Origin of the sequence: Sphaerisporangium sp. NPDC005289 (genome assembly GCF_040607455.1) — a bacterium.
Classification (GTDB): Bacteria; Actinomycetota; Actinomycetes; order Streptosporangiales; family Streptosporangiaceae; genus Sphaerisporangium; species Sphaerisporangium rhizosphaerae.
Map to the genome: position 1 here is coordinate 575,740 of NZ_JBEXGS010000001.1, position 13,482 is coordinate 589,221.

Consider the following 13,482-nt stretch of genomic DNA (forward strand, 5'->3'; position numbering starts at 1 on the left):
ACCTGGTCCCGCGGCCGCCCCAGGGCGTCAGTACGGCATGTCGCCGACACCGGGTTCTCCTCGATTCGCCCGGGCCTGCGGCCGCCGCGAGGCGTCGGCAGGACATGCCGCCGGCACCGTCCGCACGGCCCTGCGGCTGCGGTGTGGCGTCAGTACGGGATGCCGTCGACGGTGCTGGAGAAGACCTCCTCGCGGGCCTGGTCCAGGGCGGCGGCCAGGGCGCCCCGCAGGACCGGGTTGCCCTCGACCTCGGTGACCGCGACCTTCGGCCGGCTCGGGCAGATGCGGGCGACGGCCTTCTCGACCCGCCCGGCGAGCGCCTGACCGCCCGCCCTCCCCACATCCCCGCTGAGCACGACCAGTCCCGGGTCCAGGACGACGGTCACGGCGGCGACCCCGATGGCCAGCCGCTCGGCCACCTCGTCCAGGAAGCCGTCCTTGCCGGTCTCGACGGCGGCGCGGACCATGTCGGCGGCCTGGACCATGTCGGCGCCGGGCCCGGACCGCAGGCCGTGGGCGGCGGCCAGGCGGCCCATGGCGACGGCGCCGACCAGGCGCTGGAAGGAGCCTGACTGCGGCTCTGTGACGTTGACCGGGAGCGGTTCGCCGGGAACGGGGAGCCAGCCGATCTCGCCCGCGCCACCGGTGGACCCGCGGTGCAGTCGCCCGCCGAGCATGACGCCGAGCCCTTGCCCCACACCCGCCCACACCAGGACGAAGTCCTCGACTCCGCGCGCTGCTCCGTACGCGTGCTCGGCCAGCGCGACCAGGTTCACGTCGTTCTCTATGGTCACCGAGGACCCGAGGGTCGCCCGCAGGTCGGCGAGCACGCCCGCGTGCCAGGAGGGCAGGTCGAAGGAGAAGCGCACGTCCCCGGTGCGCGGGTCGACCACGCCGCGCGTCCCGATGACCAGGGCCCGCAGCCTGCCGAGCGCGATGCCGGCCGCGTCGCAGGCTCGGCCGACGGCGCTGTGCACGGTCTTGACCGGTTCGCCGGTCTCGCGCGGGTCCACCGCGACCTCGGCGATGAGCTCGCCGGTGATGTCGGCGACGCCGGCGGTGACCTGGCCGGGCAGCACCTCCAGCCCGGCGACGTAGGCGCTGGAGGGCACGACCGCGTACAGCGCGGCGTTGGGCCCGCGGCCGCCGGGACGCCGCCCGGAGACCTCGACCAGGCCGCGCTCCTCCAGCCTGGCCAGGAGCTGGCCGGAGGTGACCTTGGACAGGCCGGTGTGCTCTCCCAGCTCGCCGCGGGTGAGCGGTCCCTGGGCGAGCAGGAGCTCCAGCGCCGCGCGGTCGTTGAGCCGGCGCAGCAGCCGCGGCGTTCCGGGGTGTCGTCTGGGCATGGGGCCGCCCCTCTCGTCACGATCCGCTAACAGGGTTTTTTTTAAGAAAGTTTCTTGTTAGTTTAGCGGCAGTCACCCCGCGGGCAAGCGATCAGGGCCTTGGGGATGTCGCAGCGCAGAGCGCGAGGACGGCGCCTTCGCCGTGGCGTGCGGCTCACCCCGCGCGCCCTGCTCCGAAGAGCGCGAGCCCGACGCGAAGCCGGGAAGGGAGAACCCACACGTGAACATCGCAAGGATCGCCACCGCGACGGCCACCACCGCCGCTCTCGCCATTGGTGTGGCCGCCTGCGGAGGCGGCGGCGAGCCCGCCGGCCAGGCCGCCGCGCCCCAGGCGTCTGCCTCCTCAGGGCCGGCGTTCGCCGGCCAGAAGCTGACCGTCTGGCGGCTCGGCGCCCCCAACGACGTGCAGGACAAGTACATGTCGGAGCTGAACGCGAAGTTCAAGGAGCAGACCGGCGCCGACGTCGACCTCCAGTGGATCCCCTGGCCCGACGCGCAGAAGAAGTGGACCGCCGCGCTCGCCGGCGGCGTGGGCCCGGACGTGACCGAGTTCGGCAACGACCAGGTCGCCGCCTGGGTCGCCGAGGACGCCCTCGCCGACATCTCCGACGTGGTGAAGTCCAGCCCCGACTTCCAGCAGATCCCGCAGAACCTGTGGGGCTACGAGACCATCGACGGCAAGGTCTACGCCGCTCCCTGGGGCGGCGGCACCCGCGCCGTCCTCTACCGCAAGGACTGGTTCAAGGACCTCGGCATCGAGACGCCCAAGACCTGGGACGACCTCGTCGCGGCGGCCAAGAAGATCGTCGCCAAGAAGGGCAAGGACGTCGACGGCTTCGCCTTCAACGGCGGCTCGGACGCCAACATGTCGCTCTCGCCGTTCGTCTGGTCGGCCGGCGGCGACTTCGCGGCCTTCGAGGGCGGCAAGTGGGTCGGCAAGCTGACCGAGCCCGGCTTCAAGGAGGGCTTCCAGTTCTACACCGACCTGGTCGCCAAGGACGGCGTGTCGGGCAAGGGCCGGCTCAACCTGAACTCGGTGGAGATCAGCCAGCGCTTCGCGGCCGGCAAGGTCGGCATGTACGTCACCGGCGGCTGGGACATCGCCACCATCAAGGAGCAGAGCAAGGGCAAGGTCGGCGACGACCAGATGGCCTTCTTCTCGCTTCCGAACAAGGACGGCAGCGGCCCCGCGCCCGCGTTCCAGGGCGGCAACGACATCGCCATCTGGAAGGACGCCAAGAGCCCCGAGCTGGCCGCCGAGTACCTCAAGCTCGCCGCCGGCAAGGAGTACGGCACCCGGTACGCCAAGGAGGGCGGCCTGCTCCCGCTCTACCCCGACGCCCTGGCCGAGTACGCCAGTGACCCGGTGCAGGCGCCGTTCGCCGAGACCTTCAAGGTGGCCAAGGGCTTCCCGGCCGACCCCGACTGGGCGCAGGCCAACGACACCAAGGCCGTGCTGCAGAACGCGGCGCGGGCCGTCATCGAGGGCAAGAAGAACATCGACACGGCCCTCGGCGACGCCAACACCGAACTCGAGACGATCCTCAACCAGCAGCAGTGACGATGGCGCAGACCTCGACCATCGCCCGGGGCGGGGGCACCCCTCCCGCCCCGGCGGGGCGCGCGTCCCACCGCCCCGCCCGCCGGCCGCGCCGGCTGTCCGCCCGGGCGGTCCCCTACGTGCTGCTGCTGCCCGGCCTGCTGGTCATCGGGGTCCTGCTGCTCTACCCGCTGTACCAGATGGTGGAGATGTCCTTCCACAAGGTGGGACTGCGGCAGATCCGCCCGAACCCGCGGCCGGCCGAGTTCGTGGGGACCGGCAACTACACCCAGGTCTTCCAGTCGGAGCTGTTCTGGACCTCCCTGCGCAACACGGTGGTGTTCGCCGTGGTCACCGTCGCGCTGACGCTGCTGCTCGGCACCCTGGTCGGCCTGCTGCTGAACCGGCTGGGCCGCAGGATGTCCACCTTCGTCGTCGTGGGCATCATGGCGGCCTGGGCCACCCCGCCCACCGCCACGGCGATCATCTGGAAGTGGCTGTTCGACGCCGACGCGGGCGTGGTGAACTGGACGCTGAACCTGCTGCCCGACGGGCTGTCCAACCTGGTGTTCGGGCGGTCGGACTGGTCGGGCCAGCCCTGGCTCAACTCCGCCTCGACGATCTACCTGGTGCTGATCGTCGCCGTGGTGTGGGCGTCGTTCCCGTTCATCGCCGTGTCGGTGCTCGCAGGGCTCAAGAGCATCCCCTCGGAGCTGTACGAGGCGGCGCGGGTGGACGGATCGGCGCCGGTGACGACCTTCTGGAAGATCACCTTCCCGCTGCTGCGGCCGGTGTTCTCGGTCCTGCTCGTCCTGTCGATCATCTGGGACTTCAAGGTCTTCACCCAGCTCTACGTGCTGGCCGGCGGCACGACCAACCGGGACGCCTTCAACCTGTCGCTGTGGGCCTACACCGAGGCGTTCAGCGCGCCGCCCAAGATGGGCTTCGGCGCGGCCATCGCGGTCATCCTCACCGTGATCATGCTGCTGATCACCGCCGTCTATGTCCGCCAGATCGTCAGAACGGAGGACGTGCGATGAACCCGCGGACCGCCAGGCGCCTCAAGACGGCCGCCCTGAACGCGGCCGGCGTCGCGGTGTTCCTGTTCGCCGTGTTCCCCGTGTACTGGATGGTCGCGACGGCGTTCAAGCCCAACGACGAGATCTTCACGACACGGTTCATCCCCTTCCCGCTGTCGCCGACGATGGAGCACGTGTCCCGCGTGCTGACCAGGGGCGTCGCCGGGCACTCGGTGTGGCGGTACCTGATGAACAGCGCCGTCGTCGCGGTCGGCACCGTGCTGGTCGGGTCGGTGTTCGCGCTGCTCGCCGCCACCGCCGTGGCGCGTTTCCGGTTCCGGTTCCGCACGAGCTTCCTGATCCTGCTGCTGATCGTGCAGATGGTGCCGGGCGAGGCGCTGCTGATCCCGCTGTTCCTGATGGTCAAGCGGCTCGGCCTGTACGACCAGCTTCTCGGCCTGATCGTCGTCAACGTGGGCTTCACGCTGCCGTTCGCGATCTGGATGCTGCGGACGTTCGTGGCCGCGGTGCCCAAGGAACTGGAGGAGGCGGCCGCCATCGACGGCGCGGGCCGTTTCGTCACCTTCTGGAGGGTGCTGTTCCCGCTCGTCGCGCCGGGCCTGGTGGCGACGAGCATCTTCTCGTTCATCACCGCGTGGAACGAGTTCGTCTTCGCGCTGACGCTGATCAACGATCAGGGCACCTACACGATGCCCGTGGCGCTGGGGTTCTTCACCAGCCAGCGTTCGACGGACTGGGGCGGCATCATGGCCGCCTCGACGCTGATGACCATTCCGGTCATCGCGTTCTTCCTGCTGGTGCAGCGGCGCATGGTCTCGGGCCTGGTCGCCGGCGCCGTGAAAGGCTGACGACGACAGTCGGCCCATTTATCGCAACGAAGGAGTCGAGTACAGCCATGTCTGAGTTCTCCGCGGGCGCGTCCCAGGGCGAGTCTCCCGTGGGCGGCGGTGACCGGGGGCTGCGCCGCCTGGCGGCCGGCACGCTCCTGGCCGCCTTCCCCGGGACCACCGCCCCCGACTGGATCCTGCGCGATCTGGAGGACGGCCTCGGCGGGGTGACGCTGTTCGGCTTCAACGTCGCGGGGGCCGAGCAGCTCGCGGGCCTCACGGCGCGGCTGCGCGAGGCGGGCGACCCGGTCATCAGCCTGGACGAGGAGGGCGGCGACGTCACGCGGCTCGCCTACCACGTCGGCAGCCCGTACCCGGGCAACGCGGCGCTGGGCGCCGTGGACGACGTCGAGCTGACCCGCCGGGTGTACCGGTCGATCGGCGACGACCTCGCACGCTGCGGGGTGAACCTGGACATGGCGCCCGACGCGGACGTGAACACCGCCGACGACAATCCCGTGATCGGCACCCGGTCCTTCGGCTCGGACGCCCCTCTGGTGGCGCGGCACACCGTCGCGGCGGTCGCCGGGCTGCAGGACGCCGGCGTGGCCGCCTGCGTCAAGCACTTCCCCGGCCACGGCGCCACCCGGCAGGACTCCCACCTGGAGGTTCCCGTGGTGGACGTCTCGCGCGAGGTGTTGTGGGAGCGTGAACTCGTCCCGTTCCGCGCCGCCATCGAGGCCGGCACCCGGTCGATCATGACGGCGCACGTGCGGGTCCCGTTCCTCACCGGCGCGGCGCCCGCCACGCTCTCGGCCCCGGCGCTGACCGAGCTGCTCAGGGGTGAGCTCGGTTACACCGGCGTCGTCATCTCCGACGCCCTGGACATGCACGCGATCACCGAGAGCGTCGGGCTCGGCGGGGGCGCGGTGCTGTCGCTGGCCGCCGGTTCCGACCTGCTGTGCCTGGGGCCGCTGCCGACGCGCGAGCAGATCGAGGCGATCAAGGACGAGATCGTGGCCGCCGTGCGCGACGGGCGCCTGCCGCTCGCCCGCCTGGAGGAGGCCGCCGAGCGCGTCGCGCGGCTGCGCGGCTGGTTCGGCGCGCCGCGCGAGGAGGCCAGGGACGGCAACGTGATCGGCCTGACCGCGGCCCGCCGGGCGGTGCGGCTGTCGGGCACCGCCGCCCCGCTGGTGGATCCGCTGGTCGTCGAGGTGGACACCCCGCCCACGATCGCCGTCGGCGACGTGCCCTGGGGCTTCGCCCCCTGGCTGCCGGAGGCGGAGATCACCCGGGTCAAGCCGGACGCGGCCGACGCGAGCGGCCTGCTCGAACGGGCCCGCGGCCGGTCGCTGGTGATCGTGGTCAAGGACGCCCACCGCCACCGGGCCAGCCAGGAGATCGTCTCGGAGCTGCTCGCCGTGCGTCCCGACGCGATCGTCGTGGAGATGGGCCTGCCGATCTGGCGTCCCACGGCCGGCGCCTACCTCGCGACGTACGGGGCCGCCCGCGCCAACGCCCAGGCCGCCGCCGAGCTCCTCACCGCCTGACGACCGGACGGCGCAGGTCAACGGGTCAGCGCAGCTCAGCGGGTCAGCACGGGGCAGCGGATCAGCGGGTCAGGGCAGATCAGCGGGTCAGGGGAGGACAGCGCAGGTCGGCGGGTCAGCGCAGGTCGCACAGTTCCCGGGTGGCCGGTGAGGCGGTGCAGGGCTGGAAGCCCGTGGCGCTGAGCCTGGCCTGCGCGCGGACGTGGGAGCGGACGAACTCGACGAAGGACGCCTTCAGCGATCCCGGCTCCAGCGGGCCGCGGAAGTACAGGTACTCGGTGGTCCAGAAGGGGTAGCCCTCACCCGGCCTGGCCGCGGTGGCGGAGGCGAACGCCCGGCCGTCCAAGGTCAGCGCGGTGACGCTGCCCGCTCCGCGCGCCTCGGCGATCGACACCTCGTCGGCGTAGCCGATCGCCCCGGGGATCGTGCTGATCTTCTGGATGATCTCGGCGTTGTCGTCGCGCTCGCAGCGGATCACCGGCGCGGCGGGGTTGCGGTCCTTCTCCAGGCAGGAGTTGGACGACAGCAGGCCCTCGCCGGTGCCCGGGCCGAGCACCTGCCTCTCGAACAACTGCCGCGTACCGGAGTTCTGCCCGCGCCCCACGATGCGGATCGGCAGGGACCTCCCGCCGGTGCCGGGCACCTGCTTCCAGTCGGTCCACGTGCCGTCGTAGATCTTGCGCAGGTCCGCGGCGCGCACCGCGGACAGCCCGACGCCGCTGTTCACCACCACGTGGTAGACGACGATCGCGATCTTGTACGACCGGAGCCCGCCGCCGGTCTCGTCGCTGCGTCCGTCCGACAGCGCGACCAGCCCGCGGGACGGCGCCGGATCGGCCTCGATCACGCCGCGGACGCCTTCGAGCGAGCCGGTGGCCTCGGTGGTGACGCGCGCGTCGTCCCCGCACGCGCTGCGGTACTCCTCCGCGAGCGCCCGCATCGCCGGCATGAACACGCTGGACCCCTCGACGCGCAGGTCGCCGGCCGCGCACGCCACGGTGCCGTCGACCGGCCGGGACATCAGGCCGAGCACCAGCACGGCGGTGAGCACCCCGGCGAGCGCGCCGCTCACCCGTGGAAGAGTGACGCGGCGCCTCTCCCCCTCGTCCTTGATCAGGCCGGTGTCGCGCATCTTGCCCGACGTGCGGACGACCTTGGTGATCTCGCCCTCCGGGCCGTTGGGCTCACGCAGGACGACGACGAGCTTGGCCTTCTGCCCCCGCTTCAGCGACAGCCCGTCGATGCGCACCCCGTGCCAGCCGGGCTCGGCGACGTCCTGGCCACTCTGGGGCACCACCCAGCGGGTGAGGCGCTCGCCGAGCCGCTGCCGGACGGTGAGCAGGTTGTCCCGAGCCGGCCGGCTGTCCTCGGCGGGGAAGAAGCGCAGGCCGTTCCTGAGCTCCTCGCGCAGCTCCGGCGTGCTCGCCTCGGAGATCCTGGCGTTCCACACCACGCGCCCGCCGAAGGTGAACGACAGCGGGCGCTCGAAGTCCTCGGGTTCGATGTCGTAGGTGCCGCCGTTGCGGATGCGGATGACGACCATGCTCATCCGGTCGAGCAGCCGGGCGACCTGGCGCAGCTGTGGCGGCCCGTGCGCGGCGGGGTCGGCGCCGTCGTGCAGCGTCTCGGGCCCCACGCCGATCTTCGAGTTGTACAGAACACGGAAGATCACACGCTTGCGCCGGACGAGCAGCCGGTCGACGAAGGGGGTGGCCACCAGCAGGACGATCGAGAAGATGACCGGGCCGGCGCCGCCGAAGAAGCCGACCAGGCGCGCCAGCCACTCCAGTACGGCCGCCACCGAACTCCCTCCCCACCAAACCGGTTCAATTCTCCCGGCCCGCCAGGGACAGCGGCTCGCATGGTCGATCAGTTCATCGGGAATTCAGCCGGCGGACACGAAGGGGCGGTCGCGGGGATCAGGAGGCGAAGATCTCCTCGCGGGCCTGTTCGAGGGCGGCCAGGACGGCGCCGCGCAGCACGGGGCGGCCCTTGACCTGGCTCGCCACCACCTCGGGCCTGATCGGGCAGATGCGCGCCACCGCCTCCTCCACGCGGTGGGTCAGCGCGGCCCCGCCGGCCCGGCCGATCTCGCCGTTGAGCACGACCAGCGTCGGGTCCAGGACCACGCACACCGAGGCGACTCCGAGGGCCAGCCGGTGGGCCAGCTCGTCCAGGAACCGCGCCCCGGCGTCCCCGCCCTCGACGGCCGCGTGGACGGCGTCGGCGGCCGAGCCGCCCGCGAAGCCGTACGGGCCCGCCAGCTCGGCCACGGCCTCGGCGCTGATCAGGGCGTGCAGGCCGCCGGCCAGGGCGGGCATCCGGCCGGGGACGGCCTTGACGTCCTCGGCCAGCGGCACGCCGGGGACCGGCAGGTATCCGATCTCGCCCGCGCTGCCCGAGCGCCCCCGGTGCAGCCGGCCGCCGAGGACGACGGCGAGGCCGACGCCGCGTTCGACCCACAGCAGCACGAAGTCGTCCACGCCCTTGGCGGCGCCCTCGGCGCGCTCGGCGATCGCCGCGAGGTTCACGTCGTTCTCGATGGACACCGGCCGCCGCAGGTCCTGGGCCAGGGCCTGGTGGCTGCCCTCGTGCCAGCCCGGCAGGTCGAAGGAGAACCGGACGTCGCCCGAGCGCGGGTCGACCACGCCGGGGGTGCCGATCACGATGGCCCTGAGGCGGGAAAGGGCGACCTTGCCCGAGCGGCAGGCCTTCACCACCGCGTTGTGCACCATCGCGACCGGATCGTCGTGCCCATTGGGGGAAATGACGGCCTCGGCCACGATTTCGCCATTGATATCGGCGATGGCGGTGGTCACCGTTTCCGGGCCGACATCGAGCCCGGCCACATAGGCCGACGACGGAATCACCCCGTAAAGGGCGGCATTGGGCCCCCGGTTACCGGCCTGCTCCCCGACCACCTCGACCAGGCCGCGATCTTCCAGCCGCGACAGCGTCTGGGAGGCGGTGACCTTGGAAAGGCCGGTCATCTCCCCGATCTGGCCCCTGGTCATCGGGCCGGAGGCGAGCAGCAGCTCCAGCGCGGCCCGGTCGTTGATCTCCCGTAGCAACCTGGGCACGCCAGGACGTCGCTCCATCGCAGGCTTTCTTGTCGTCGGTCCCCGTTGGTTTCATCACAAAACGCGCGCGTGGCGTGACACAACCAGTACTCAGTAAAGCTTCCTGCCAGTTTAGCGGCAGCGTTCCCGCGCGAAAGGCCACCGCACCTCCGGTTCCGCCGTTCGCCCGCCGTCATCCGCCGTCCCGGTCTTCGCCGCGCCGGACGCCTTGCGTTTCGCCCGGCTTTGACCCGAGGATCACTCATGTCTTTCTGAGGAGCATTCATGGGCGCCGCCACCGACACCTCCCCCGCCTTCCGGATCCCGCTCCGCCCACTCGCCGCGCACCACAGGTCGATGGTCGTCCTCGCCCTCGGCGTCGTGTTGCTCACCGACGTGCTGCGGGTGCTGCTGCCGTCGCTGATCACGCTGTTCGGCCGCGCGGGCGACACTCCCCCCGAACGCATGGGCCTGTTCGCGGCCCTGTGGTTCCTCCTGCCGTTCGCCGCGGCGCCGCTCGCCCGGCGGTGGGGACCCCGGCCGGTCACGCTCGGCGGCGCGGCCCTGCTGGTGGCCGCCCGGCTGGCGCTCCAGGCGGCCGACGGCGGGGCGCCGCAGCTCTACCTGGCCGGCGCCGGCGTCGGCTTCGGCCTGGTCTTCCTGTACGGATGCGCGCTGAGGCTGCCGCGCCGCACCGTCCCGGCCGGCCTGGCCGCCGGCATGGCCGCCTCGGCCACCGCCCATCTCGCGCTGGACCAGGTGGACCTGGTCTGGCGGGACGGCGTCCTGCCCTGGCTCCCCGTCCTGGCCGTCGGCGCCGCCTTCCTCCGGCTCGCGTGGGCGGCGCCCGCGTCCGGCGACCCCGCGCCACCGGGGGTGTGGTTCGCCTTCGGCCCCGCGCTGGCGCTGCACGGCATGTATCTGGCGACGCTGGGCCTGGCCGAGCATCCCGGAGGCGAGCAGGGCGGCCCGTGGCGCATCGCCGTCGTCGCGGCGGCGCTGGTCTGCGCCCAGTTCGTCATGGTCTCCTACGCCGCGCGCCCGCCCTACCGGCGCTGGGTCGTCGTCGTCCTGCTCCCGGCGGCGGTGGCGGCGCTGGCCGTCTCGTCGGCGCTTCCGTTCGCCCTGTTCGCCGCGGTCGCGCTCGGCGGCTGCCTGGGCATGGCGGCCCTGCCCGCCACCTCGCCCGCCTCCGCCCGGCGCGGCGGGATCGCCCTGCTCGGCGGCGCGCTGGTGTTCCTGGCCGCCGTCTTCCTGTACTACGCCGCCTACGACGCCGACCTCGGCTTCCCCAACGGCGTGGTCCCCGTGCTGCTCGCCGGCACGGTGGCCGCGATCGCCGCCGCGGCGGCGCGCGGGCGGGCCGTCCAGCACCTCGCCCGCCCCCGGCCCCGGGCGGTCGTCGTCGCGGCGCTGGTCACGGCGGCCGCCGTCGCCGCGCTCACCTGGCGTCCCCTGCCGGAGACTCGGCCCATTCCGCGGAGCGAGTTCACGCTGATCGCCTACAACATCCGGATGGGGTTCGGGCTGAAGGGCACCCTGGACCTGGACCGCATCGCGGCCTGGGCCCGGGCCGAGCGTCCCGACGTGGTCCTGCTCAGCGAGGTGGACCGCGGATGGCTGCTCAACGGCGGCCACGACGACCTGGCGCGCATCGCGCGGGGGCTCGGCATGCGCTACCACTTCGCGCCCGCCGCCGACCCGCTGTGGGGCGACGCGATCATCACCAACCTGCCGGTCCGGCAGGTCGTCTCGCATCCGCTGGGCCGGCACGACCATCCGACCGGCGCCCAGGCGCAGGCGGCCGTCGTCGAGGTGGCGGGAAGGCAGGTGGGGATCGTGGGCACCCACCTGCAGGCGCCGCCCGGCCAGGCGCCCGAGGTGGCCGCCGTCGTCCGCGACCTGGGAGGCGGCCGGCCGGTCCTGCTGGCCGGTGACCTCAACACCAGGCCGGGCGACCCTGCGATGCGCGTGCTGTCGGCCGCGGGCCTGTCCGACCCGCTCACGGCCCTGGGCGACCCGCTCACCTCCCCCGCCGACGCGCCGGTCGAGCGCATCGACCACGTGCTCGTGGGACCGGGGCTGGCGGTCACGGCGGCACGGGCGCCGGGGGTGGAATTCTCAGATCATCGGCCACTCGTGGTCAGGTTGCGTGTAACCGGGGTTTAGCAGGCGGGATAATCGACAACATGCGTCTCTCCGCCCGTGTCGACTACGCCCTTCGCGCCGCCGCCGAGCTGGCCGCCTCCGGCAGCGGCCCCACCACGGTGGGCGAGCTGGCCAAGGAACAGGAAATGCCTCCGAAGTACCTGGAGAACATCCTGCTCCAGATGCGCCGGGCCGGGCTGGTCCGCGGCCAGCGCGGCCCCGAGGGCGGCTACGTCCTCGCCCGGCCCGCCTCCGAGATCACCCTGGCCGACGTCATCCGCGCCGTGGACGGGCCGCTGGCCAACGTCCGGGGCGAGCGGCCCGAGCACGTCGGCTACCGGGGCGCGGCCCGTTCGCTCCAGCAGGTGTGGATCGCCCTGCGGGCAAGCGAGCGCGCCATCCTGGAGGAGGTCACGCTGGACCAGATCGCCTCCGACGCCCTGCCCGAACGCGTGATGGAACTGGCGGCCGACCCCGCCGCCTGGGACTGACCCATGCCCGAGGGCGACGCCGTCTACCGGGCCGCGGCCAGGCTGCGGGCCGCCCTCGACGGACGGGTGCTGACCCGCTCGGACTTCCGCGTCCCCCGGCACGCCACCGCCGACCTGACCGGCCGCGCCGTGCTCACGACCGCCTCCCGCGGCAAGCACCTGCTGACCAGGGTCGAGGGCGGGCTCACCGTCCACACCCACCTGCGCATGGACGGAAGCTGGCGCGTGGAGCGGGCGGGGGCGCCGCTGCGGGCCGGGCATCTGATCCGGCTGGTCCTCGCCAACGAGCGATGGCAGGCGGTCGGGGTCCGGCTCGGCATGGTCGACCTGCTGCGCACCGACCAGGAAGACCGGGTGGTCGGGCATCTGGGGCCCGATCTGCTCGACCCGGAGTGGGACCAGGAGCAGGCGGCGCGGGCGGCGCGCAACATCGCGGCGCGGCCGGGGACGACCATCGGGGAGGCGCTGCTCGATCAGCGCAACGTCGCGGGCATCGGCACGATCTGGCGGGCCGAGACGCTGTTCCTGTCGGGCGTCTCGCCGTACCGGCCGGCCGGGGAGGTGGACGACCTCGCGGGAATGATGGGGCTGGCCCACCGGCTGATGGACGCGGGAAAGAACCAGTCCGGCGGTCCGGTCACCACCGGCGACAGACGCCCAGGACGGCGCCTGTGGGCGTACGGCCGGGCCGGGCGGCCCTGTCTTCGCTGCGGCAACAAGGTGATCGGCGACGAGCTCGGGGCGCAGCCATACGAAAGAGCGATCTTCTACTGCCCGGTGTGCCAGCCCCGCTAGCGGGCCCGGTCACAGGCAGCGCGATGACACAGACCATCACGCGGAGTGCGTGACGGTCCGAACTTCAGGACGGGAACGCTGCGGGCGTGACCTACGCGGCGACCATGTCCTTGACTTCGGGGAAGCCGTCGAACTCGGGACCGGAGATCGTGGTGGACACGGTCTCGGCCATGGGCAGACGCTCGTGCTCGGGCGCATCGGCCAGCACGGGTGCGTGTTGAAGCTCGGCCAGCGCGAACTGGTCGGAGACCTCCCGGAGCACCTGCGACAGCGGAACGCCCAGGGCGCCGCAAATCGAGGCGAGCAGCTCCGACGACGCCTCCTTCTGGCCACGCTCAACCTCGGACAGGTAGCCAAGGGAGACACGTGCCAGCGTGGAGACTTCACGCAAGGTGCGCGCCTGCCGCACCCGCAGCCGCCGCAGTACGTCACCGAGCAGCTGACGCAGCAGGACCATCTGTCGCTCCCTCCCAGGCGCGGGAGCTTTCACGGCGCTCCGCGCGGTCGGTTCGTATCGCCCGTTCTTCGGGTGCCCTTCGTACATACTCCTCGCCGTCATCATTGGTTCGCTCGGCCCCTTTGCCGGGCGTACGCCGGACCTGCTCCTCACCGATGGGTCACGAACCTCACTCACAGCTCCACCGTACCTGCATAGGCCAACGGGGCGGCAGACCATGGGGAGCATG

General features: G+C 72.4%; 11 protein-coding genes. 7 read left to right on the forward strand and 4 right to left on the reverse strand.

Annotated elements, in window-relative coordinates; translation table 11 throughout:
* Window positions 1–149: 149 nt before the first annotated feature.
* The gene (locus ABZT47_RS02195; protein WP_354835160.1) at window positions 150–1,346 is read right to left on the reverse strand and encodes an ROK family transcriptional regulator; all 1,197 of its coding nucleotides are present in this window, start codon (window positions 1,344–1,346) and stop codon (window positions 150–152) included.
* A gap of 220 nt (window positions 1,347–1,566) precedes the next feature.
* Here ABZT47_RS02195 and ABZT47_RS02200 point away from each other — a divergent pair, with 220 nt between their 5' ends.
* Genes ABZT47_RS02200 through ABZT47_RS02215 form a run of 4 tightly spaced genes read left to right on the forward strand, consistent with a single transcriptional unit; the run spans window position 1,567 to window position 6,303 of the window.
* Window positions 1,567–2,907, forward strand: a complete 1,341-nt coding sequence (locus ABZT47_RS02200) for an extracellular solute-binding protein (RefSeq protein ID WP_354835162.1) — start codon at window positions 1,567–1,569, stop codon at window positions 2,905–2,907.
* A gap of 2 nt (window positions 2,908–2,909) precedes the next feature.
* Window positions 2,910–3,926 (forward strand): sugar ABC transporter permease, encoded by a 1,017-nt coding sequence (locus ABZT47_RS02205; protein WP_354835164.1) that lies wholly within the window; start codon window positions 2,910–2,912, stop codon window positions 3,924–3,926.
* Entirely contained in the window at window positions 3,923–4,774 is an 852-nt protein-coding gene (locus ABZT47_RS02210; RefSeq protein ID WP_354835166.1) for a carbohydrate ABC transporter permease, read from the forward strand. Before ABZT47_RS02205 ends, ABZT47_RS02210 begins: the two co-directional genes overlap by 4 nt.
* A gap of 47 nt (window positions 4,775–4,821) precedes the next feature.
* Window positions 4,822–6,303, forward strand: coding sequence for a glycoside hydrolase family 3 N-terminal domain-containing protein (locus tag ABZT47_RS02215; RefSeq protein ID WP_354835168.1), 1,482 nt, complete (start codon window positions 4,822–4,824; stop codon window positions 6,301–6,303).
* Between the two features lie 115 nt (window positions 6,304–6,418).
* Here ABZT47_RS02215 and ABZT47_RS02220 read toward each other — a convergent pair whose 3' ends face one another.
* The gene (locus ABZT47_RS02220; protein WP_354835170.1) at window positions 6,419–8,104 is read right to left on the reverse strand and encodes a substrate-binding domain-containing protein; all 1,686 of its coding nucleotides are present in this window, start codon (window positions 8,102–8,104) and stop codon (window positions 6,419–6,421) included.
* Between the two features lie 118 nt (window positions 8,105–8,222).
* A complete protein-coding gene (locus ABZT47_RS02225) occupies window positions 8,223–9,401 on the reverse strand; it encodes an ROK family transcriptional regulator (RefSeq protein ID WP_354835172.1) in 1,179 nt (392 codons plus the stop codon).
* 246 nt (window positions 9,402–9,647) lie between these two features.
* Between ABZT47_RS02225 and ABZT47_RS02230 the strand changes: the two genes are divergently transcribed.
* From ABZT47_RS02230 to ABZT47_RS02240, 3 genes are read left to right on the forward strand one after another with little or no spacing between them, the layout of a single operon-like run.
* Window positions 9,648–11,531 carry an endonuclease/exonuclease/phosphatase family protein gene (locus ABZT47_RS02230; RefSeq protein ID WP_354835174.1) on the forward strand — a complete coding sequence of 628 codons (1,884 nt, stop codon included), beginning with the start codon at window positions 9,648–9,650 and terminating at the stop codon, window positions 11,529–11,531.
* A 20-nt stretch (window positions 11,532–11,551) separates the two neighbouring features.
* Window positions 11,552–12,001 carry an Rrf2 family transcriptional regulator gene (locus ABZT47_RS02235; protein ID WP_354835176.1) on the forward strand — a complete coding sequence of 150 codons (450 nt, stop codon included), beginning with the start codon at window positions 11,552–11,554 and terminating at the stop codon, window positions 11,999–12,001.
* Window positions 12,002–12,004: 3 nt separating this feature from the next.
* Window positions 12,005–12,796, forward strand: a complete 792-nt coding sequence (locus tag ABZT47_RS02240; RefSeq protein WP_354835178.1) for a DNA-formamidopyrimidine glycosylase family protein — start codon at window positions 12,005–12,007, stop codon at window positions 12,794–12,796.
* A gap of 91 nt (window positions 12,797–12,887) precedes the next feature.
* Here the strand turns inward: ABZT47_RS02240 and ABZT47_RS02245 are convergent, their stop codons facing one another.
* Window positions 12,888–13,253, reverse strand: coding sequence for a helix-turn-helix transcriptional regulator (locus ABZT47_RS02245; RefSeq protein WP_354835180.1), 366 nt, complete (start codon window positions 13,251–13,253; stop codon window positions 12,888–12,890).
* Window positions 13,254–13,482 lie beyond the last annotated feature (229 nt).